The organism is Klebsiella sp. DY2415 (assembly GCF_026314315.1).
GTDB lineage: Bacteria > Pseudomonadota > Gammaproteobacteria > Enterobacterales > Enterobacteriaceae > Klebsiella > Klebsiella ornithinolytica.
The window spans coordinates 1038323-1060388 of record NZ_CP111115.1 but is presented as its reverse complement, the minus strand read 5'-3'; the positions used below and the strand labels follow the sequence as shown (position 1 = coordinate 1060388).

The 22066-nt window shown below is 56.0% G+C and carries 16 protein-coding genes; 3 read left to right on the top strand and 13 right to left on the bottom strand.

Features of this window, described 5'->3' with window-relative positions; genetic code table 11:
- Positions 1-6: 6 nt before the first annotated feature.
- The 5 genes from eno to rlmD all read right to left on the bottom strand — a co-directional run bounded on the left by eno (position 7) and on the right by rlmD (position 7824).
- On the bottom strand, positions 7-1302 hold the full coding sequence (eno, locus tag OQV00_RS05025) for a phosphopyruvate hydratase (RefSeq protein WP_004866982.1): 1296 nt from the start codon (positions 1300-1302) through the stop codon (positions 7-9).
- A gap of 80 nt (positions 1303-1382) precedes the next feature.
- The gene (pyrG, locus tag OQV00_RS05020; RefSeq protein ID WP_004866984.1) at positions 1383-3020 is read right to left on the bottom strand and encodes a glutamine hydrolyzing CTP synthase; all 1638 of its coding nucleotides are present in this window, start codon (positions 3018-3020) and stop codon (positions 1383-1385) included.
- 223 nt (positions 3021-3243) lie between these two features.
- Positions 3244-4035: a nucleoside triphosphate pyrophosphohydrolase gene (mazG, locus tag OQV00_RS05015; protein WP_004866986.1), complete on the bottom strand. Its 792-nt coding sequence runs from the start codon at positions 4033-4035 to the stop codon at positions 3244-3246.
- A 137-nt stretch (positions 4036-4172) separates the two neighbouring features.
- The gene (relA, locus tag OQV00_RS05010; RefSeq protein ID WP_004866987.1) at positions 4173-6410 is read right to left on the bottom strand and encodes a GTP diphosphokinase; all 2238 of its coding nucleotides are present in this window, start codon (positions 6408-6410) and stop codon (positions 4173-4175) included.
- A gap of 109 nt (positions 6411-6519) precedes the next feature.
- Positions 6520-7824, bottom strand: a complete 1305-nt coding sequence (rlmD, locus tag OQV00_RS05005; RefSeq protein ID WP_128318527.1) for a 23S rRNA (uracil(1939)-C(5))-methyltransferase RlmD — start codon at positions 7822-7824, stop codon at positions 6520-6522.
- A 168-nt stretch (positions 7825-7992) separates the two neighbouring features.
- Between rlmD and barA the strand changes: the two genes are divergently transcribed.
- The gene (barA, locus tag OQV00_RS05000) at positions 7993-10746 is read left to right on the top strand and encodes a two-component sensor histidine kinase BarA (RefSeq protein WP_032718171.1); all 2754 of its coding nucleotides are present in this window, start codon (positions 7993-7995) and stop codon (positions 10744-10746) included.
- 89 nt (positions 10747-10835) lie between these two features.
- Here barA and OQV00_RS04995 read toward each other — a convergent pair whose 3' ends face one another.
- From OQV00_RS04995 to syd, 8 genes are all read right to left on the bottom strand, one after another.
- Positions 10836-11975, bottom strand: coding sequence for a glycerate kinase (locus tag OQV00_RS04995; protein ID WP_004866992.1), 1140 nt, complete (start codon positions 11973-11975; stop codon positions 10836-10838).
- A 70-nt stretch (positions 11976-12045) separates the two neighbouring features.
- The gene (gene gudD / locus OQV00_RS04990; RefSeq protein WP_004866993.1) at positions 12046-13386 is read right to left on the bottom strand and encodes a glucarate dehydratase; all 1341 of its coding nucleotides are present in this window, start codon (positions 13384-13386) and stop codon (positions 12046-12048) included.
- A gap of 15 nt (positions 13387-13401) precedes the next feature.
- Entirely contained in the window at positions 13402-14757 is a 1356-nt protein-coding gene (locus tag OQV00_RS04985) for an enolase C-terminal domain-like protein (protein ID WP_071824691.1), read from the bottom strand.
- 2 nt (positions 14758-14759) lie between these two features.
- Positions 14760-16112, bottom strand: a complete 1353-nt coding sequence (gudP, locus tag OQV00_RS04980; RefSeq protein ID WP_004866997.1) for a galactarate/glucarate/glycerate transporter GudP — start codon at positions 16110-16112, stop codon at positions 14760-14762.
- A 493-nt stretch (positions 16113-16605) separates the two neighbouring features.
- Positions 16606-17049 (bottom strand): flavodoxin, encoded by a 444-nt coding sequence (locus tag OQV00_RS04975; RefSeq protein WP_004867001.1) that lies wholly within the window; start codon positions 17047-17049, stop codon positions 16606-16608.
- A 2-nt stretch (positions 17050-17051) separates the two neighbouring features.
- Complete coding sequence (gene truC / locus OQV00_RS04970) at positions 17052-17846, bottom strand: tRNA pseudouridine(65) synthase TruC (RefSeq protein ID WP_004867002.1); 795 nt, start codon at positions 17844-17846, stop codon at positions 17052-17054.
- Complete coding sequence (locus tag OQV00_RS04965) at positions 17846-18175, bottom strand: YqcC family protein (RefSeq protein WP_004867003.1); 330 nt, start codon at positions 18173-18175, stop codon at positions 17846-17848. Before OQV00_RS04965 ends, truC begins: the two co-directional genes overlap by 1 nt.
- 803 nt (positions 18176-18978) lie before the next feature.
- Positions 18979-19524: a SecY-interacting protein gene (gene syd, locus OQV00_RS04960; RefSeq protein ID WP_015585857.1), complete on the bottom strand. Its 546-nt coding sequence runs from the start codon at positions 19522-19524 to the stop codon at positions 18979-18981.
- 68 nt (positions 19525-19592) lie between these two features.
- On the opposite strand from syd, the gene queF reads away from it, so the two are divergent.
- Both queF and ppnN read left to right on the top strand, forming a co-directional pair.
- Positions 19593-20438: an NADPH-dependent 7-cyano-7-deazaguanine reductase QueF gene (gene queF / locus OQV00_RS04955; RefSeq protein ID WP_099144084.1), complete on the top strand. Its 846-nt coding sequence runs from the start codon at positions 19593-19595 to the stop codon at positions 20436-20438.
- 111 nt (positions 20439-20549) lie between these two features.
- Positions 20550-21917 (top strand): nucleotide 5'-monophosphate nucleosidase PpnN, encoded by a 1368-nt coding sequence (ppnN, locus tag OQV00_RS04950; RefSeq protein ID WP_004867006.1) that lies wholly within the window; start codon positions 20550-20552, stop codon positions 21915-21917.
- Positions 21918-22066 lie beyond the last annotated feature (149 nt).

Genomic DNA, 22066 nt, shown 5'->3' with positions numbered 1-22066 from the left:
TCAGTCTTACTGACCTTTGATCTCTTTACGACCGTTGTACGGTGCTTTTTCGCCCAGCGCTTCTTCGATACGAATCAGCTGGTTGTATTTAGCAACGCGGTCAGAACGGCTCATAGAACCAGTTTTGATCTGGCCTGCAGCGGTACCCACAGCCAGGTCAGCAATGGTAGCGTCTTCAGTTTCGCCAGAACGGTGAGAGATAACGGCAGTGTAGCCAGCGTCTTTCGCCATTTTGATCGCAGCCAGAGTTTCGGTCAGAGAACCGATCTGGTTGAATTTGATCAGGATGGAGTTAACGATGCCTTTCTCGATACCTTCTTTCAGGATCTTGGTGTTGGTTACGAACAGATCGTCACCAACCAGCTGGATTTTGTCGCCCAGGACTTTAGTCTGGTATGCGAAGCCATCCCAGTCAGATTCGTCCAGACCGTCTTCGATAGAGACGATCGGGTACTGTTTGGTCAGCTCTTCCAGGAAGTGAGTGAACTCTTCAGAGGTGAACGCTTTGTTGCCTTCGCCGGCCAGAACGTATTTACCGTCTTTGTAGAATTCAGACGCTGCGCAGTCCATCGCCAGAGTGATGTCTTTGCCCAGCTCGTAACCTGCAGCTTTAACCGCTTCAGCGATAACAGCCAGCGCTTCTGCGTTGGAGCCCAGGTTCGGCGCGTAGCCACCTTCGTCACCAACTGCAGTGTTCATACCTTTAGCTTTCAGAACTTTAGCCAGGTTGTGGAACACTTCAGAACCCATACGTACGGCTTCTTTCAGGGATTTAGCGCCAACCGGCTGAATCATGAATTCCTGGATGTCGACGTTGTTATCAGCGTGCTCACCACCGTTGATGATGTTCATCATCGGAACCGGCATGGAGTATTTGCCCGGAGTGCCGTTCAGCTCAGCGATGTGTTCGTACAGCGGCTGGCCTTTAGAGGCAGCGGCTGCTTTGGCGTTAGCCAGAGACACAGCCAGAATTGCGTTCGCACCGAAGTTAGATTTGTTTTCAGTACCGTCCAGGTCGATCATGATTTTATCGATGCCAGCCTGATCTTTGGCGTCTTTGCCAAGGAGAGCCTGAGCGATCGGGCCGTTGACAGCGCCAACAGCTTTCAGTACGCCTTTACCCATGAAACGGGATTTGTCGCCATCGCGCAGTTCCAGCGCTTCGCGGGAACCAGTAGAAGCACCTGACGGAGCTGCTGCCATACCAACGAAACCACCTTCCAGGTGTACTTCGGCTTCAACAGTCGGGTTACCACGGGAGTCGATGATTTCACGACCGATGACTTTAACGATTTTGGACATTAGGTTTTCCTCAGTACAAGTTAAACTAAAACTCCAGACAAACAATGCACCCGAATGGGTGCATTGCCGTTCTAACTCTTTTACTTCGCCTGACGCTTTTGATACTCGCTTGCCGCTTTCACAAAACCTGCAAACAGCGGATGGCCATCACGCGGCGTCGAAGTAAACTCCGGATGGAACTGACAAGCAACGAACCACGGGTGATTCGGCACTTCGATGATCTCGACCAACTGATCATCCCCGGAACGGCCCGCAACACGCAGGCCCGCATTTTCAATCGGTTTCAACAACATGTTGTTGACTTCATAGCGGTGACGATGTCGTTCAGTGATGGTCGGCTCGCCGTACAGCTGGCGAACCAGGCTCGCGTCGTCCAGCTGGCACTGCTGCGCGCCCAGGCGCATGGTGCCGCCGAGGTCGCTCTTCTCAGAGCGCACTTCAACGTTGCCTTCTTCATCACGCCATTCAGTAATGAGTGCCACTACCGGGTACTTACAGTCTGGCACAAATTCTGTGGAGTTGGCGTTTTCCATCCCCGCTACGTTGCGCGCGAACTCAATCAGCGCAACCTGCATACCCAGACAAATACCCAGATATGGAATGTTATTTTCACGCGCATAGCGCGCAGTGGCGATCTTCCCTTCAACACCGCGGTAGCCGAAGCCGCCAGGGATCAGGATAGCGTCCAGATTCTTCAGAATTTCGACGCCGCGCGTTTCCACATCCTGCGAATCAATCAGCTTGATGTTCACGGTCACGCGGTTTTTCAGACCACCGTGTTTCAGCGCTTCAATCACGGACTTGTACGCGTCCGGCAGTTCAATGTACTTGCCGACCATACCGATCGTGACTTCACCTGCCGGGTTAGCTTCTTCGTAAATCACCTGCTCCCATTCGGCCAGGTTCGCTTCCGGACAGTTTAAGCTGAATCGTTTACAAATATAATCGTCCAGCCCCTGAGATTTCAACAGGCCTGGAATTTTATAAATGGAATCGACATCTTTCAGAGAAATAACAGCCTTTTCCGGAACGTTGCAGAACAATGCAATTTTTGCACGTTCGTTGGCCGGTACCGCGCGATCGGAGCGGCAGATCAGGATATCTGGCTGAATACCGATGGAAAGCAGCTCTTTTACGGAGTGCTGGGTCGGTTTGGTTTTGACTTCGCCGGCTGCCGCCATATACGGCACCAGGGTCAAATGCATAAACAGAGCATGCTCGCGACCGATTTCTACCGCCATCTGACGGATAGCTTCGAGGAACGGCAGGGATTCGATATCACCGACGGTACCGCCGATTTCAACCAGCACCACATCGTGACCTTCACCACCGGCAAGCACGCGCTCTTTAATCGCGTTAGTGATGTGCGGGATAACCTGTACGGTTGCGCCCAGATAGTCACCGCGGCGCTCTTTACGCAGAACGTCGGAGTAAATACGACCCGTGGTGAAGTTGTTGCGGCGGCTCATTTTGGTACGGATGAAGCGCTCGTAGTGACCCAGGTCCAGATCGGTTTCAGCGCCGTCTTCAGTAACGAACACTTCCCCGTGTTGGATTGGGCTCATGGTGCCCGGATCGACGTTGATGTACGGATCCAGTTTCATCATGGTTACGTTAAGCCCACGGGCTTCGAGAATAGCGGCCAGGGAGGCTGCGGCAATGCCTTTACCCAGAGAGGATACGACCCCGCCGGTCACAAAAATATAGTTCGTTGTCATGCTGAACCTGAGAAGTTAGGGTGAAACGATGGAATAACCAGGACGGGAAAGTAGTATACCCGAACACGACGAGCGCCACAAACTTTCATTCTCCGTCTCCTTTCCAGGTCATGACAAACATAAGGAGTGAGAAAATAGCCCCTTTTGGGTAAATGTTTTTGACGCAAATCAAGCGCTTGTCATTTAAAAAATCACACAAATAGCGCTTGATCGCAAAATTTCGTTAGAGATCAGTTTCCTGGCGTTTTACCTCTTGCCACACTTCTTCCATGATATCGAGGTCTACGCCGGTCATTTCCAACCCGCGAGCGGCGACAATTCGTTCAACTTCGCGGAAACGACGTTCGAATTTCAGGTTCGCTTTCTGCAAGGCGACTTCAGCTTTTACCCCTAAATGGCGGGATAAATTGACCGTTGCGAACAGCAGATCGCCCATTTCCTCCTCCAGTTTAGCTTCATCTACGACCGCCTGCTGCGCCTCGTGCATGACCTCATCGATCTCTTCATGCACTTTATCCAGCACCGGGCCGAGCGACGTCCAGTCAAAGCCTACCGCCGAACAGCGACGCTGAATTTTATGCGCGCGCATCAGCGCCGGCAGGCTGTGCGGAATATCGTCCAGCGCGGAATGCTGCGCCTTTTGCGCACGCTCAGCGCTTTTGATTTGCTCCCAGCGTGCCAGCACTTCGGCGCTGTTGCCGGCAGTCGCATCGCCGAAGATATGCGGATGACGGCGCTCCAGTTTGTCGCTGATGGCGGCACAGATGTCGTCAAATGCAAAGCGGCCCTCCTCCTGTGCCATCTGGGCGTAGAACACCACCTGAAACAGCAGGTCCCCCAGCTCGCCACGCAGATCGTCGAAATCTTCACGGGCGATGGCATCCAGCACTTCGTACGTCTCTTCAAGGGTATACGGGGCGATGGTGGCGAAGGTCTGCTCTTTGTCCCACGGACAGCCGTTTTCCGGATCACGCAGGCGTTTCATAATGCCAAGCAGGCGATCGATTTGGGTCATAGTGTTTCCTTGCAACATATTGGTTTTATTTACCTTCCCCGGATAAAACACGGGGAAAAATCAGCGAGGTTCGCGGATAAAAGACGCGCAAAACCCGCTCTCCGTCGGAGAGCGGGTCAGCATGGGAGGAAAAGCGGTTAGCCACCGTGCAGGCGGCGGGCATCAATCACATCCGGAACCTGATTCAGTTTCCCGAGCACGCGGCCGAGGACCTGCAGGTTGTAGATTTCAATATTCATATCGATGGTAGCCAGCTGCTGTTTGGTGTCACTGCGACTGGCCACGCCAAGCACGTTCACTTTTTCGTTGGCAAGGATGGTGGTGATATCGCGCAGCAGGCCGCTACGATCGTTTGCCACCACGCGGACGACCAGCGAGTAGCCTGCGGAGTAGCTTTCTCCCCAGACCGCGTCAACGATACGCTCCGGGGCGTGCGATTGCAGCTCAGCCAGCTGATCGCAGTCCGCCCGGTGAACGGAAATCCCCCGCCCCTGGGTGATGAAACCGACAATCTCGTCGCCTGGAATCGGCTGACAGCAGCGGGCGATGTGGTGCATCAGGTTGCCCACGCCCTCCACCACGACGCGACCGTTGTCTTTGCTGCGATTCTGCGGCGCCCAGGTTTTCTGCTGCAGTTGTTTCAGCGCCGCCGCATCCTGCTCTTCGGCGCTCGGCTTATTAAACTGCGCCTGCAGGAAGTTGACCATCTGGTTAAGGCGGATATCTCCGCCGCCAATGGCCGCCAGCAGCTCATCCAGCTCATTGAAGTTGTAGCGCGGCAGCAGATGCTTCTCTGCCTCCTTGAGGCTAATCCCCAGGTGCTCAAGCTCATCATCAAGAATCTGCCGCCCGGCGAGAATATTCTTGTCGCGATCCTGCTTGCGGAACCAGGCGTGGATTTTGGAACGTCCGCGGCTGGTCGTGACATAGCCGAGGTTTGGGTTCAGCCAGTCGCGGCTTGGGTTTGGCTGTTTCTGGGTAATGATTTCAATCTGATCGCCCATTTGCAGCTGATAGGTAAAGGGGACAATGCGCCCGCTGATTTTGGCACCGATGCAGCGGTGGCCGACGTCGCTATGGATATGGTAGGCAAAGTCGAGCGGCGTGGAGCCGGCAGGTAAATCGACCACGTCGCCTTTTGGCGTAAAGACGTACACCCGATCGTCAAAGACCTGGCTGCGCACCTCATCGAGCATTTCGCCGGAGTCGGCCATCTCTTCCTGCCAGGCGATCAGCTTACGCAGCCAGGCAATACGATCTTCATAGCCACGTCCGCCGCCTGCCGCCGCGCCGGCACCTTCTTTGTACTTCCAGTGCGCGGCGACGCCCAGCTCCGCATCTTCATGCATCTGCCGGGTACGAATCTGGATCTCCACCGTTTTACCGCCCGGCCCCAGCACCACGGTATGAATCGACTGATAGCCATTTGGTTTGGGATTGGCAACGTAATCATCGAACTCATCCGGCAGATGGCGATAGTGAGTGTGTACTATCCCCAGTGCGGCATAGCAGTCCTGCAGGCGCTCCGCGACAATACGTACCGCGCGCACATCAAACAGCTCATCAAAGGTGAGGTGTTTTTTCTGCATTTTGCGCCAGATACTATAGATATGCTTCGGCCGGCCGTAGACTTCAGCCTTCACGCCTTCGGTTTTCATTTCTGAACGCAGATGACCGACGAACTCTTCAATGTAGTGTTCACGATCGATGCGACGCTCGTGCAGCAGTTTAGCAATCCGCTTATATTCGTCGGGATGCAGGTAGCGGAAGCAATAATCTTCCAGCTCCCATTTCAGTTGACCAATGCCTAAACGGTTGGCCAGCGGGGCGTAGATATTGGTGCACTCTTTTGCCGCCAGCACGCGTTCGTCTTCGGGCTCATCTTTGACTTCCCGCAGGTGGGCGATACGTTCGGCCAGCTTGATGACCACGCAGCGGAAGTCGTCGACCATCGCGAGCAGCATGCGGCGAATATTATCGACCTGCTCGGATGAGACCGAATCGGTATGGGTGGCTTTAAGCTGGCGAATCGCCGCCATATCGCGCACGCCGTGAATCAATGTCACGACGGACTTACCGACGCTCTCCTGCATCACCTCTTCGGTGACGACATTGCCATCCGCCAGCGGAAACAGCATCGCGGCCCGCAGCGTATCGATATCCATGCTCAGTGTAGAAAGGATTTCCACCATCTCGACACCGCGCCATAACAGCAGATCCGCTCGAGGATGTCCCTGCGTTTTCTCGCGACAATAGTCCCAGGTTTCGGCTAAGCGTTCACACGACTGCTGGCTGGAAATTCCCAGACTCGCGATCCATTTCTTCGGGTCAAATTCACCAGCTTTATTTAAATGTGCACTTCTTACCGCAACCATTGTCCTCTCCTTAAGGGACCTGGCCTGCCGAAGTCGGCAAGCCTCAACGTTGACACTTCATCCTTCAGTACGCCGGGGGGTTGGCTGCCTCGGCCTGATCCGAACGATTCTATGTATCTCTGTGCTCAAACAACACCATTGATTCCAGATGTCCGGTATGCGGGAACATGTCCAGCATTGCCAGGCGTTGAATCTGATACCCCGCCTGCAGCAGCAGGTCGCTATCGCGCGCCAGGGTCGCCGGATTACAGGAGACATAGACGACGCGACGCGGGGCAAGTTTTATAATGTGTGACATCACGCCCGGCGCTCCGGCTCGCGCCGGGTCGAGTAATATTTTATCAAAACCATGCTGCGCCCAGGCCTGGCGGGTCACATCTTCTTCCAGATTTTCATGAAAGAATGTCACGTTGTGCAGCTGATTGAGCGCGGCGTTTTCCCGCCCTTTCTCAACCAGCGCCGGGACGCCTTCAACGCCCACGACATTGGCCGCACGCGTAGCCAGCGGCAGGGTAAAATTCCCCATCCCGCAGAACAGATCGAGCACCCGATCCTGAGGCTGAATATCCAGCCACGCCAGCGCCGTTTGCACCATCAGCTGATTGACGCCATCGTTCACCTGGATGAAGTCGCGCGGACTAAACATTAAGCGTAGCCCGTCTGAGGTATACCATGGGGCTTCCCCACTAATATGTTCCAGTATCTCGCTTTGCGGCGCCAGGTACAGAGCGAGACCGTGAGATTGCGAAAATCGTTCCAGTTTTTCTTTATCGCCGGCCGGTAATGCTGCCGTGTGGCGCAGGACCATCAGCGGGCCATTGTCCGCCAGCACCAGCTCGACATGCCCGAGCTGACGCGTTGATTTCAGGCCGGACAAACACTCGCGCACCGCTGGCAGCAATGCCTCAAGATCGGGCGCCAAAATGGGGCACTGCACCACATTGATAATGTCGCTGGAGCCAGCCTGGCGAAAGCCCATCTGTAATTGTTGGGTCTTTGGCTGATAATTCAAGCTCAGACGTGCGCGCCGGCGATATCCCCACGGCGAAGCGGCTATAATGTCGTCGACATCCCGCTTCATCAGCCGGGCAAGCGCTGCGCGTTTACTTTGCTGCTGGAGCTCAACGCTGGCATGCTGTTGCTGGCAGCCGCCGCAGGTACCGAAATGCGGGCAGCGCGGCGTCTGGCGCTGCGGGCTGTCATTAAGACGGCGTTTTACCTGCGCCCGGGAGTACTGTTTTTTGTCTTCAACCACGACAACTTCAGCCTGTTCCTGGGGCAATAAGCCATTAACAAATAGCGCTTTACCATGGTGACGAGCAACGCCCTGACCAAAGGGGTCGAGGTCATTGACTGTTACGGTTATGATCTGGCGCGTCGTCACACGCCGTTTTGCAGAGTAGAATTGCGCCATCGTAGAGATTTGTCTCAATCAAATAAACTGACTCTATACACGAGTCCATTCAAGGTGCGTCAGGGCAGCCGGTAAGCGTTCCCGGCGGCGAAGATCGGCCCGTCGCCGAAACCGCCAACGCAAAGGCACTTGATGGATGAAGAGTATATTCTCCCATAACGGAACCGCATGACCAACTACAGCCTACGTGCTCGCATGATGATTCTTATCCTGGCGCCAACCGTACTGATCGGTTTGTTGCTCAGTATTTTCTTCGTCGCGCATCGCTATCACGACCTGCAGCGTCAGCTGGAGGACGCCGGGGCCAGTATTATTGAACCCCTGGCAGTCTCCAGTGAATATGGCATGAATCTGCAAAACCGCGAGTCTATCGGCCAGCTGATTAGCGTGCTGCATCGTCGTCATTCCGATATCGTACGCGCTATTTCCATTTACGATTCGCAAAACAAGCTGTTCGTCACTTCCAATTTTCAGCTCAATCCCAGCGAGCTACGTCTGGAAAATGGGGAAAAATTTCCTCGCCAGCTGAGCGCGGTGCGCAAGGGCGACGTCATGATTTTGCGTACGCCTATCGTCTCGGAAAGCTATTCACCCGATGAATCGCCGATGACCGATGCCAAAATGCCCGGCAACATGCTGGGCTATGTCGCCCTCGAACTGGATCTCAAATCGGTGCGACTGCAGCAGTACAAAGAGATTTTCATCTCCAGCGTTATGATGCTGTTCTGTATCGGCATCGCGCTGATCTTCGGCTGGCGCCTGATGCGCGACGTCACCGGGCCGATCCGCAATATGGTGAATACCGTCGATCGTATTCGTCGCGGCCAGCTCGACAGTCGCGTCGAAGGGTTTATGCTCGGCGAACTGGATATGCTGAAAAACGGCATCAACTCCATGGCCATGTCGCTGGCGGCCTACCACGAAGAGATGCAGCACAATATCGATCAGGCGACCTCCGATCTGCGCGAAACCCTCGAGCAGATGGAGATTCAGAACGTTGAGCTGGATCTGGCGAAGAAGCGCGCCCAGGAAGCGGCCCGCATCAAATCAGAATTCCTCGCCAATATGTCTCACGAGCTACGAACGCCGCTCAATGGCGTCATTGGCTTTACCCGTCTGACCCTGAAGACCGATTTAAATACCACTCAGCGCGACCACCTCACCACTATCGAGCGCTCGGCGAACAACCTGCTCGCTATCATTAACGACGTGCTGGACTTCTCGAAGCTGGAAGCGGGTAAACTGATTCTCGAGAGCATCCCGTTCCTGCTGCGTAATGCGCTGGATGAGGTCGTGACTCTGCTGGCGCACTCCGCCCACGATAAGGGGCTGGAGCTGACGCTGAACATCAAAAATGATGTTCCGGACAATATTATCGGCGATCCTCTGCGCCTGCAGCAGATCATCACCAATCTGGTGGGCAATGCCATCAAGTTTACCGAACATGGCAATATTGATGTGCTGGTCGAGCAGCGCGCGCTGAGCAACACCAGCGTACAAATCGAAATTCAAATCCACGATACCGGGATCGGGATCCCGGAGCGCGATCAGTCCCGTCTGTTCCAGGCGTTCCGCCAGGCCGATGCCAGTATTTCCCGCCGCCACGGTGGCACCGGGCTCGGGCTGGTGATAACCCAGCGGCTGGTCAAAGAGATGGGCGGCGATATCTCATTCCACAGTCAGCCGAATCGCGGCTCCACGTTCTGGTTCCATATCAACCTCGACCTCAATCCCAACGCGGTTCAGGAGAGCCCGTTAACCCACTGTCTGGCGGGCAAAACGCTGGCCTACATCGAGGCCAATGCGGCGGCGGCGCAGTGCACCATGGAGCTGCTGACGACCCTGCCGCTGGAGGTGGTGTACAGCCCGACATTCTCCGCGCTGCCGGAAGCCCACTACGATATCCTGCTGGCCGGTCTTCCGGTATCGATGCGTGACCTGAGCCAGCAAAAGGATAACCTGGCGAAAGCCTGCGCCATGGCCGACCACTTACTGCTGGCGCTCCCCTGCCATGCGCAGATCAATGCCGAAACCCTGAAGCAAGACGGCGTTGCCGCCTGCCTGCTCAAACCGCTGACCGCCACGCGGTTAATCCCGGCGCTCACCGCCTCCTGCCGGGCCAGGACACCGATCGTCCTGCCCCATTCTGACAGTAGCAAGCTGCCGATGACGGTGATGGCGGTGGACGATAATCCGGCGAACCTGAAGCTTATCGGCGTGCTGCTGGACGATCTGGTCCAGCACGTCACGCTGTGTGATAGCGGCCAGCGCGCCGTAGAGCAGGCCAAGGAGATGCAGCTGGATCTGATTCTGATGGATATACAGATGCCGGATATGGACGGCATTCGCGCCTGCGAGCTGATTCGCCACCTTCCTCATCAGCAACAAACGCCGGTGATCGCCGTCACCGCCCACGCGTTTGACGGGCAAAAAGAGAAGCTGATGAAGGCCGGGATGAACGACTATCTGGCAAAGCCCATCGAAGAGGATAAGCTGCACAACCTGCTGCTGCGCTATCAGCCGGGAAGGCATACCGCGCCGCTGCGGGCAGCGGAGCCTGTCGAACCGCCCATCGACTACAACGTGACGCTCAACTGGCAGCTGGCGCTACGCCAGGCCGCCATGAAACCGGACCTGGCGCGGGAGATGCTGCAAATGCTGATCGCCTTTATGCCAGAAGTGCGTAATAAAGTGGAAGAGCAGCTGGTTGGCGAAGAGCCGGAGGGGCTGCTGGATTTGATTCATAAGCTTCACGGAAGCTGCAGCTATAGCGGGGTGCCGCGGCTGAAAAAGCTGTGTCAGACCCTTGAAAGCCAGCTGCGCGCCGGAACCGCCGCCGAAGATCTGGAGCCGGAGCTGCTGGAATTGCTGGATGAAATGGATAATGTCACGCGGGAAGCGTGCAAAATGCTGGGCATATAAATCCCCTTCTCCGGATAGCGCGGTGCCTGTCCGGGCGGCCATGTAAACGGCATCGCCCCGGCAGGCATCACGCGACCGGGAAAACCGTCTTACCGCTTGCGTCCCATGTTCAGCACCGCGGCAACATTCCTCGCCGTCATGCGCACGTTATCTGCCGCGTTCTCCAGCGCCTCCTCCAGCGTACAGACCGAATAAATCACGCTGAATACCGCATCCAGCCCGTGCCGGTGAACAATCCCCACGTCCGCGGTCAGGCTGCCGGCAATAGCAATAACCGGTACGTTATAGCGCTGCGCAACCTTTGCTACCCCCACCGGCACCTTGCCATGGATCGTCTGGCTGTCAATGCGCCCTTCACCGGTAATCACCAGGTCTGCGTCCGCCACCAGCTCCGCCAGGTGCAGCGCATCGGTCACAATCTCAATCCCCGGACGTAGCCGCGCGCCACAGAAAGCATACAGGGCGGCGCCCATACCGCCTGCCGCGCCACCGCCCTCAAGATGAAGTACGTCGACGGCTAAATCGCGTTGAATGATGCGCGCATAGTGCGCCAGCGCGCGGTCGAGACGGACAATCATCTCTGCCGTCGCCCCTTTTTGCGGCCCAAATACCGCCGTAGCGCCTTCCGGACCCGTTAGCGGATTGGTCACATCGCAGGCCACATCGATGCGGCAATCGGCCAGACGGCTATCCAGTTCGCTCAGATCAATTCGCGCCAGCTGTTCCAGCGCTCCGCCGCCGGAGGCAATCTGCTGATTATCCGCCGTCAGTAACTTTCCGCCCAGCGCCTGCACCATTCCGGCGCCGCCGTCATTCGTCGCGCTACCGCCGATACCGATAATAATCTGCTGTACGCCGGCATCCAGCGCGTGGCGAATCAGCTCCCCGGTTCCCCAGGTGGTCGTTAACAATGGGTTACGGCACGCCGGCGGGACGCTTTCCAGTCCGCTGGCCGCCGCCATTTCAATAAAAGCACAGCGCTCATCGCCGGAAAGGCCGTAAAAAGCGTCTACCGGTTTATTCAACGGACCGGTAACCGTAACCTGCACCAGACGCCCCTGAGTGGCGGCAACCATCGCTTCGACGGTCCCTTCGCCGCCATCGGCAACAGGCAACTTGACATACTCCGCATCAGGATAAATCTCCTGAAAGCCCGCTTCTATCGCCGTCGCAACATCCAGGGCACTCAGGCTCTCCTTGTATGAATCCGGTGCAATCACTATTTTCATCCGCTGTCCTTAATATGAACAAACACCCGGTAGCAAAACCATTCCGGTTCCCGCAGGAACCGGATTTTCCTTAGCGCACCATACACGGACGCTTATTATCAAACGTCCAGTTCGGGATCAGATACTGCATTGCCATCGCATCGTCACGCGCGCCCAGCCCGTGCTTTTTATATAGCTCATTCGCCTGCATCACGCGGTCCATATCCAGCTCAACGCCGAGGCCCGGAGCGGTGGGCACCTGCACCATACCACCTTTGATCTCAAAAGGTTGTCGGGTCAATCGTTGATTCCCTTCCTGCCAGATCCAGTGGGTATCGATGGCGGTAATGTTGCCTGGCGCCGCCGCCGCAACGTGGGTGAACATCGCCAGCGAGATATCGAAATGGTTGTTGGAGTGCGAGCCCCAGGTCAAACCAAATTCATGGCACATCTGCGCCACGCGAACCGATCCCTGCATGGTCCAGAAGTGCGGATCCGCCAGCGGAATGTCCACCGATTGCAGAGACAACGTATGTCCCATCTGACGCCAGTCGGTGGCAATCATATTGGTGGCCGTCGGCAGGCCGGTGGCACGGCGGAACTCCGCCATCACTTCGCGGCCCGAGAAGCCCTGTTCAGCGCCGCAGGGATCTTCCGCATAGGCCAGCACGCCTTTCAGCTGTTTGCCAATTTTGATGGCTTCATCCAGGCGCCAGGCGCCGTTGGGATCGAGCGTCACGCGCGCCTGCGGGAAACGTTTAGCCAGCGCCACAATCGACTCCGCCTCTTCTTCACCCGCCAGCACGCCGCCTTTGAGTTTGAAATCGTTGAAGCCATATTTTTCGTAGGCCGCCTCCGCCAGACGCACGACGGCGTCCGGCGTCATAGCCTCTTCATGACGAAGCCGATACCAGTCGCACTTCTCATCGCTCTGACTTTGATAGGCCAGCGGCGTGGCATGACGGTTACCGACGAAGAACAGGTAGCCCAGCATTTCGACTTCGCTACGCTGTTGGCCATCGCCCAGCAGAGAGGCGACGTTGACGCCCAGATGCTGCCCCAGCAGATCCAGCAGCGCGGCCTCAATCCCGGTGACAACGTGAATGGTGGTACGCAGATCAAAAGTTTGCAACCCGCGGCCGCCGGCGTCGCGGTCGGCAAAGCGGCCGCGTACCGCCCCGAGGACGTTTTTATACTCGCCGAGCGCTTTCCCGACGACCAGCTCAGCGGCCTCTTCCAGCGTCTGGCGGATTTTCTCTCCGCCGGGGATTTCCCCTACGCCGGTATGGCCTGAGTTATCTTTGATAATCACAATATTGCGGGTGAAATACGGGGCATGGGCTCCGCTAAGATTCATCAGCATACTGTCGTGGCCGGCAACCGGAATAACCTGCATCGCGGTGACGACGGGGGTAGAAAACTGCGTGGTCATGATGAAATCCTTTTGTTATTGATTGGCGACAGCGGTGCGGCCGAACACGGGACGCTTGCGGTCAAATTTCCAGCCGGGGATCAGATACTGCATCGGCACCGCGTCATTACGCGCGCCTCCCGGCAGCGCCTGATAGGCTTGATGGGCTTTTTGCACCTGCGCCCAGTCCAGCTCGATACCAAGGCCTGGCGCATCCGGTACGGCAATCTTGCCGTTCTCAATCTGCAGCGGATTTTTGGTCAGGCGACAGTCGCCTTCCTGCCAGATCCAGTGAGTATCAATTGCCGTCGGGTTGCCCGGCGCGGCGGCGCCTACGTGAGTAAACATCGCCAGTGAAATGTCAAAGTGGTTGTTCGAGTGACAACCCCATGTCAGCCCCCAGTCATCACACAGCTGGGCGACTCGCACCGCGCCGGAGAGCGTCCAGAAGTGCGGATCGGCTAAGGGAATGTCTACCGCGTTGAGCATCACCGCGTGCCCCATTTCCCGCCAGTTGGTGGCAATCATATTGGTGGCGACCGGTAGCCCGGTGGCACGACGAAATTCCGCCATCACCTCCCGCCCGGAGAAGCCCTGCTCGGCGCCGCACGGATCTTCCGCATAGGTCAACACATCCTGCAGGCCCTTGCACAGTTCAATCGCCTCATCCAGCAGCCAGGCGCCGTTCGGGTCGACCGTAATACGCGCATCCGGGAAGCGTTTTTTCAGCGCGCGTGCGCTCTCTATTTCCTGCTCGCCGGGCAAAACACCGCCCTTAAGTTTGAAATCTTTAAAGCCGTAGCGATCTTGCGCGGCCTCGGCAAGTCGCACCAGCGCAGCGCTGTTCATCGCTTCCTGATGGCGCAGGTGGTACCACTCATGATGCCCAGGGGTAGCGTCCAGATAAGGGAGATCCGTTTTATTTCGATCGCCGATATAAAAGAGATAGCCCAGCACGGTGACCGCATCACGCTGTTTACCTGGTCCCAGCAGTTCGCAAACCGGGACATTAAGCGCTTTACCTAGCAGATCCAGCAGCGCGGCCTCCAGCGCCGCGACCGCGTTGACCCGCAGCTCAAAGGTCCAGGCCCCCTTGCCAAAGGTGTCAAAATCCGCCGCCTGGTTGCCTTTATGTACCTGCTGAACCACGTTATTCAGACGGGCGACCTCTTTTCCCAGCACCAGCGGAATAGCGTCCACCAGCGTCTGATAAATAACGTCACCGCCGGGCGCCTCGCCGACGCCGGTATTCCCCGCATTGTCGGTCAGTACCACGATATTACGGGTAAACCAGGCACTATGCGCCCCGCCGATGTTCAGCAGCATGCTGTCGTGACCGGCCACCGGAATGACTTTCATATCGACAATCGTCGGACTGGATTGAGTGTTCATCATTAGCGCTCCGCGACCGGTTTAAGCTCAATGCGTTTGATATCGCCCACCAGCACCAGATAGCTCAGTACCGCCACCAGCGCATGCACCCCGACGTAAATCAGCGCGCCGTTGAATGAGCCCGTCGTTCCGACGATGTAACCAATCGCAATTGGCGTCACGATGCCGGAGATATTGCCGAACATATTGAACAAGCCGCCCGACAGACCGCTGATCTCTTTCGGCGCGGTATCGGCCATCACCGCCCAGCCGAGGGCGCCAATCCCTTTGCCGAAGAAGGCCAGCGCCATAAAGCCGATAATCATCCACTCCACGTTAACGTAGTTACAGAACACCATAACCATCGACATCAGCATGCCTGCCACAATCGGGGTTTTACGGGCAATATTGAGCGAGCCGGTGCGACGCATTAACCAGTCGGAGATAATTCCGCCCAGCACACCGCCAGCAAAACCGCAGATTGCCGGCACCGAGGCGACAAATCCGGCCTTCAGAATCGACATGCCGCGCGCCTGCACCAGGTAGACCGGGAACCAGGTGATAAAGAAGTAGGTCAACGCGTTGATGCAGTACTGACCGATATAGATCCCGACCATCATCCGGGAGCCAATCAGCTGTTTGATCTGCCCCCATTTTTCGCTAAGCGGGACTTTTCGGCTATTTTTCTTCTGATCCATGTTGATCAGCGCGCCGCCTTCGGCAATGTACTCCAGCTCTTTTTTGTTTACGCCGGGATGCTGGTTCGGTTCATGGATGACTTTCAGCCATACAAAACTGATGACAATCCCCAGCCCTCCCATAAAGAAGAAGACATGCGACCAGCCCACTTCATGGGTTAACCAGCCCATGATGGGCGCGAAGATCACGGTGGCAAAGTATTGCGCGGAGTTGAATATCGCCACCGCGGTTCCTCTTTCCTGCGCCGGGAACCAGGCCGCGACGATTCGGCTGTTGCCTGGGAACGAGGGCGCTTCCGCCAGCCCGACCAGAAATCGCAGGGTAAACAGCGCGATAATAATACCGAAGCCGCTAAAGATATCGACGAAGCCCTGCAACAGGGTAAACATCGACCAGATGAAGATAGACCAAAAATAGACCCGTTTTGAACCGAAGCGGTCCAGCAACCATCCGCCGGGGATCTGACCGATAACGTAGGCCCATGAGAACGCGGAAAAAACGTAGCCCATACCCACCGCGTCCAGGCCAATATCCTTGGCCATTTCCGAACCGGCTATCGACAGCGTTGCGCGGTCACCGTAGTTGAAAGAGGTGACGATAAACAACATCACCACTATCCAGTAGCGGGCATTGGTGCGTTTTTCCGCGCCGCTAGCCGCCTGACTTAATGTACTCATTGTTGCACTCCTGAATCATAGCCGTTAGCTACGTTCATTCTGAATGGCACAACCTGTAGGGTAGTCAGAATGACGCGTTTGAGTTTTTCATTGTTTTCGTTATATCTGGCGTGCTGCCTTTTTAACTGGCAGGGAAAGTATAAAAAGAGGACCTGACCGGCTCACCGTGCATACACACAGCTTTAGCGGAGATTTAGAAATAGATTTATGGCTTATGCCTGACTGGATGGGGGATAGTTCACGGAAATGAAAAGCGGGCGCAAGGAACAGCGGAAATCGCAGGACAAACGACAGGAGTGTGAAATGCTTCACTTGACCCGGTGGAAACTCCCGGAAAAAACCGCCCGCGTGAACCGCTTGTCGTGCAAATGCCCGATGCCCGGGACAGGTAAAAGAGTTAACATTTTATTGACCGTTTATCTGGCACTGGCATCAGGAAGTGACGCCCTCTATGTAGGGAGAGGGCGCAACTTTTATCCGTTAATGGATGGGTTTATTCGAGCAGACTCGCCCACTGTTCAACCCATGGGTTAGACACGCTCTCGGGTTCAGGGTCTTCGCTGGCATCGATCATAAGCATGTCGCCGATACGTCTGGCGCCCTGCTCCTGCAGCAATGCATCGAACGTCTTACCGCCGCCGCAAAAATTAGCGTAGGTGCTATCGCCAAGCGCGATAATCCCGTAACGCAGGTGCGGTTGATACATGTCTTTCATCCCTTCATACAGCGGAACGATGCTGTCCGGCAGATCGCCCTGACCGGTGGTGGACGTGACTACCAGCACATATTTGCCGCTATACGGTTCCCAGTCCTGAATTTCCGGGTCTTCGAACACCTTTGCTTTATGCCCCAGACCGCTCAGAATGGCTTCAGCCTCTTCGGCCACCAGCAGCGCGTTTCCATACATCGTGCCTACAAAAATACCGATATCTGCCATGATTATCTCCCTGAATTGACCTCAATCTCTTCATCCTGACCGCTGTCGTCAGCAAACTCAACCCTTTCATTTAGCGGCAGAAGACCGCGCCAGCCAAACTGCGACAGCGCCCGCATCCAGACGTCGTCAAGGCCCGCACGGATCGTCAACGGCTCGCCGGTAAAGGGATGCGTTAACGATAGCTGGCTGGCGTGAAGCATCAAGCGGTCAACGGAAAAATGCTCTGCGGCGCTGCGGTTTTGTCGGAGATCGCCATGTTTACTGTCGCCGATAATCGGGTGACGTAAATGAGAAAGGTGGCGACGCAGCTGGTGTTTACGCCCGGTTTTGGGCTCCAGCTCAACCAGGCTATAGCGCGTTGTCGGATAACGTCCGGTCGCCACCGGCATTTCGACGGTCGCCATTCCGCGATAGTGCGTGACCGCCGGCTGGGGCTCTTTATCGTCACGAGCAAATTTATCGGCGATCTTATCCAGCTCTTCTACCAACGGGTAATCCAGTACCGCTTCGTCGGTCAACCAGCCGCGCACCACCGCGTGGTAGCGCTTTTGCATCTGATGCTGCTCAAACTGCTGAGACAGGCGCCTTCCCGCTTCACTCGACAGCCCCATCAGCAGGACACCCGATGTCGGGCGGTCAAGGCGATGGGCGGTAAACACGTGCTGACCAATCTGGTCGCGTACGGTTTGCATCACCACCACTTTTTCATCGCGGTCCAGCCAGCTGCGATGAACCAGCCAGCCGGAGGGTTTGTTCACCGCCACCAGCCATTCATCCTGATAGATAATCTCCAGCATCAGGCGTCATCACCGGCAAACAGCGTATCCAGCAGCAGCAGCTCCGCCAGCACCCGCTCGCGCAGCGGATGGGCGGCATCGAGAGCCATCTCATAATAGGGGGCGACGGCGAAATTCTGCGGCAAGGGCTGCTCGCTATCGAGTAAGTGGTGCATACGAGGAATCAGGACCCACTGCAGCCACTCCAGCGGTTCAAGCGTGTCCATACAGAAAGGCTGATCGCTGGCAAAAGCGCGGCTTTCCGGCGCATTGTCTTGCCAGTGGTCCGTTTCGCGCAGCAGCGCTTCAAGGGCGTGCAAACGCTCGCGCACGCTAAGGTGAAGAGTCATGGGAAACCTCGATGAGTTGTAAACCGGACGCAGGATAGCAAATACAGCAGCGAAAACTACTCAAAATCATGGCGCCGTCGCCCGTCCAGTCAGGACAATGCGTGCACGGCCATGCGTCAGAGCGGCATGGGCCAGACAGGTTGCGCCAGCCTGACCTGAAGCATCGCCCAGACAATTCGCCTTTCGCCAACGGCCACCGCCAAAGGTGATGCGCTAAAAACAGGCATAAAAAAAGGGAGCACTGTATAAACAGTGCTCCCGGTTCGTTTCGCAGCAATCCAGCTACATTGGTGCTCCCTGCTCGTCCATGAAAACTTTTCCTGAGGTCTCCTGACCATGTTCATCCATAAACTTGTGCATCCTGCTTCCACACCACCCCGATGCGAAATCACTTATCCTTAAGTCTGTCCCGATCTTCCTGATCCACCGTTCATCATGAGCGGCTCACGTTCTCCATCCTGGAGGTGTCCTTTACGCGTTCCTGCGTTATCCTGCGCTTCATCCTGAAGCCTGTCCTTGCAACGCCTTCCCGGCGGGTCCTGCATGAAGAGTCATCATCCTGATGTTCACTTCATTTTGCGACTCCCTGTCGACACACATAGGATCACTGATTCCGCTTCGTCTTACAAGCCTTCTTAAGAGAATCTCTTAAGGTTAATCCCTGGCTAAAAAGGCGAAACAAAGAATAACTCACTGAATTATATTGATTTACCAGAAATAAAGCCGCGAAAAATTGGCTTAAATGATGACGATCTCTTACAGGTCTTGTAAGAGATCTCTCACAAACGGGTGGGGAAAATGGATTACAGCACCGGCTCAAGCTGGTCAAGGAAGCTCGCCAGAGAAGGCGAAAGAATTATCCGTTTGCGCGTGCCGAGCGTCTCTTTGAGCACTTCGCCGCTCAGGTTGCACACCGAAATGACCTCCAGCTCGCTCTCGAGCGTGGCGATAAAAAGCGTTGGCGACAGCTTCAGCCGTTTTTGTACCACCAGGTGGCCGATTAAATTCTCCTGCACGCGCCGGAAGTCATCCGGACTCCAGGTTTGCAGCAGCAGCATCGTCTCACCGGCAAAGCGCGCGGCCATATCACCGGCGAACTGAGTGGTATAATAACTATGAATCGGCTGTTGTATCACAATATCCAGCGCCCGTTCAACCGCGCTGATATTTTGTTCTGCGGTAAAGGGCTGCGGCTGCCAGTAAACGGCGTCGTCATCCGTCGCGCTGATGCAGGGTGACGGTACGCCATAAAGCTCTTCGCTACGCGGCAGGCTGGCGCGCTGTTGCTGCCAGGCAGCGCAATAACGTTGGGTGAAGGCTTGCAGCGCTTCTGCGGTTTGATAGTCCACCGGTTTCTCTCTTCACGTCAGACAGGATACACTTGGCGTATAGTGTACCCGCTTTACTATGGTGAAACATGTCTTCTTACGATAATCATCAGGCGCTTGTCGGCCTGACGCTCGGTAAATCAACCGATTACCGCGATACTTACGATGCCTCGCTGCTTCAGGGCGTGCCGCGCAGTCTGAACCGCGATCCGCTGGACCTGCACGCGGACAATCTGCCTTTTCACGGCGCTGATATCTGGACGCTGTACGAACTCTCCTGGCTTAACGCTAAAGGGCTACCGCAGGTCGCCGTGGGCCATGTTGAACTCAATGACACCACCGTGAACCTGGTAGAGTCGAAGAGCTTTAAGCTCTATCTCAATAGCTTTAATCAGACCCGCTTCGCCGACTGGCAGGAGGTCGAGGCGACGCTGACGCGCGATCTCAGCGCCTGCGCGGAGGGGGAAGTGCAAGTGTCATTGTATCGTCTCGATGAACTCGAAGGCCAGCCGGTCGCACATCTGCACGGCGCCTGCATCGACGATCAGGATATTGAAATCGATAACTACCAGTTCAGCGCCGACTATCTGCAGGATGCCGCAAGCGGCAAAGTCGTCGAGGAGACGCTGGTCAGCCATCTGCTGAAGTCCAACTGCCTGATCACCCATCAGCCGGACTGGGGTTCGGTGCAAATTCAGTATCGCGGCGCCAAAATCGATCGCGAAAAGCTGCTGCGCTACCTGGTGTCCTTCCGTCACCACAACGAATTTCACGAGCAGTGCGTAGAGCGCATCTTCAACGATATTCTGCGTTTCTGTCAGCCGGAAGCCCTTTCCGTTTATGCGCGCTACACGCGACGCGGCGGTCTGGACATCAACCCGTGGCGCAGCAACACCGATTTTGTTCCGGCCATCGGTCGCCTCGCTCGTCAATAGTCAACATTTTCACAATTTGCGTGCGTTAACCCGCGCGCAAGGTTGTGAAAACGCCACCAGCAAGGCTATTGTAATCACAGGAAGACGATAATCGTCCTGTAAGGAGTTCACTTGATTACACATGTTAGCCCGCTTGGTTCAATGGATATGCTGTCACAGCTGGAAGTGGATATGCTTAAACGCACCGCCAGCAGTGACCTCTATCAACTCTTTCGTAACTGCTCGCTTGCTGTACTCAACTCGGGGAGCCTGACCGATAACAGCAAGGAGCTGCTGTCTCGTTTTGAAAACTTCGATATCAACGTGCTGCGCCGTGAACGCGGCGTGAAGCTGGAACTGATCAATCCCCCGGAAGAGGCCTTCGTTGACGGGCGTATTATCCGTTCCCTGCAGGCCAACCTGTTTGCCGTACTGCGCGATATCCTGTTCGTTTACGGACAGATTCACAACACCGTTCGCTTCCCGAATCTCGATCTTGAAAGCTCGGTGCATATCACCAACCTGGTGTTCTCTATTCTGCGTAACGCCCGTGCGCTGCACGTCGGCGAAGCACCGAATATGATTGTCTGCTGGGGCGGCCACTCGATTAACGAAAACGAATATCTGTACGCCCGTCGCGTCGGGACCCAGCTGGGTCTGCGCGAACTGAATATCTGCACCGGCTGCGGTCCGGGCGCGATGGAAGCGCCGATGAAAGGCGCCGCGGTCGGTCACGCCCAGCAGCGTTACAAAGACAGCCGCTTTATCGGCATGACCGAGCCATCAATTATTGCCGCCGAACCGCCTAACCCGCTGGTTAACGAGCTACTGATCATGCCGGATATCGAAAAACGTCTTGAGGCGTTTGTCCGTATCGCCCACGGCATTATTATCTTCCCGGGCGGCGTCGGCACCGCGGAAGAGCTGCTTTATCTGCTGGGGATTTTAATGCACCCGGCCAACACATCGCAGGTCCTGCCGCTGATCCTCACCGGTCCGAAAGAGAGCGCCGACTATTTCCGCGTGCTGGATGAGTTCATCGTACACACGCTGGGCGAATCGGCACGTCGCCACTATCGCATCATTATCGACGACGCCAGCGAAGTGGCGCGCCAGATGAAGAAAGCGATGCCGCTGGTGAAAGAGAGTCGCCGCGAAACCGACGATGCCTACAGTTTTAACTGGTCGATTCGTATCACCCCGGATCTGCAAATGCCCTTCGACCCGACGCACGAAAACATGGCCAACCTCAAGCTTTATCCGGATCAGCCGGTTGAGATGCTGGCGGCAGACCTGCGGCGCGCGTTCTCCGGTATCGTGGCCGGCAACGTCAAAGAGGTGGGTATCCAGGCGATTGAAAAATTCGGCCCTTACAAGCTACACGGCGATCCGCAGATGATGCGTCGGATGGATGACCTGCTGCAAGGCTTCGTCGCCCAGCACCGCATGAAGCTTCCGGGCGGCACTGCGTATATTCCTTGCTACGAAATCTGTTCCTGATAGCTAATCTGTCATCTCGGGTTACGGCGCATGCTGCCGTAATCCGGTTCTCCCTCCTCCCGTATTAAACTCCCTTTACTCCCTTGCCCCCTTTACCTCCTCTGACCACGTTTAACCTCCTTTAACGGCTGAGGCCCGCTTTCCCAATG

Bases quoted from the DNA above. Each gene is read 5' to 3' on its own strand.
- eno (WP_004866982.1), bottom strand. From the start codon at position 1,302: ATGTCCAAAATCGTTAAAGTCATCGGTCGTGAAATCATCGACTCCCGT.
- pyrG (WP_004866984.1), bottom strand. From the start codon at position 3,020: ATGACAACGAACTATATTTTTGTGACCGGCGGGGTCGTATCCTCTCTG.
- mazG (WP_004866986.1), bottom strand. From the start codon at position 4,035: ATGACCCAAATCGATCGCCTGCTTGGCATTATGAAACGCCTGCGTGAT.
- relA (WP_004866987.1), bottom strand. From the start codon at position 6,410: ATGGTTGCGGTAAGAAGTGCACATTTAAATAAAGCTGGTGAATTTGAC.
- rlmD (WP_128318527.1), bottom strand. From the start codon at position 7,824: ATGGCGCAATTCTACTCTGCAAAACGGCGTGTGACGACGCGCCAGATC.
- barA (WP_032718171.1), top strand. From the start codon at position 7,993: ATGACCAACTACAGCCTACGTGCTCGCATGATGATTCTTATCCTGGCG.
- OQV00_RS04995 (WP_004866992.1), bottom strand. From the start codon at position 11,975: ATGAAAATAGTGATTGCACCGGATTCATACAAGGAGAGCCTGAGTGCC.
- gudD (WP_004866993.1), bottom strand. From the start codon at position 13,386: ATGACCACGCAGTTTTCTACCCCCGTCGTCACCGCGATGCAGGTTATT.
- OQV00_RS04985 (WP_071824691.1), bottom strand. From the start codon at position 14,757: ATGAACACTCAATCCAGTCCGACGATTGTCGATATGAAAGTCATTCCG.
- gudP (WP_004866997.1), bottom strand. From the start codon at position 16,112: ATGAGTACATTAAGTCAGGCGGCTAGCGGCGCGGAAAAACGCACCAAT.
- OQV00_RS04975 (WP_004867001.1), bottom strand. From the start codon at position 17,049: ATGGCAGATATCGGTATTTTTGTAGGCACGATGTATGGAAACGCGCTG.
- truC (WP_004867002.1), bottom strand. From the start codon at position 17,846: ATGCTGGAGATTATCTATCAGGATGAATGGCTGGTGGCGGTGAACAAA.
- OQV00_RS04965 (WP_004867003.1), bottom strand. From the start codon at position 18,175: ATGACTCTTCACCTTAGCGTGCGCGAGCGTTTGCACGCCCTTGAAGCG.
- queF (WP_099144084.1), top strand. From the start codon at position 19,593: ATGTCTTCTTACGATAATCATCAGGCGCTTGTCGGCCTGACGCTCGGT.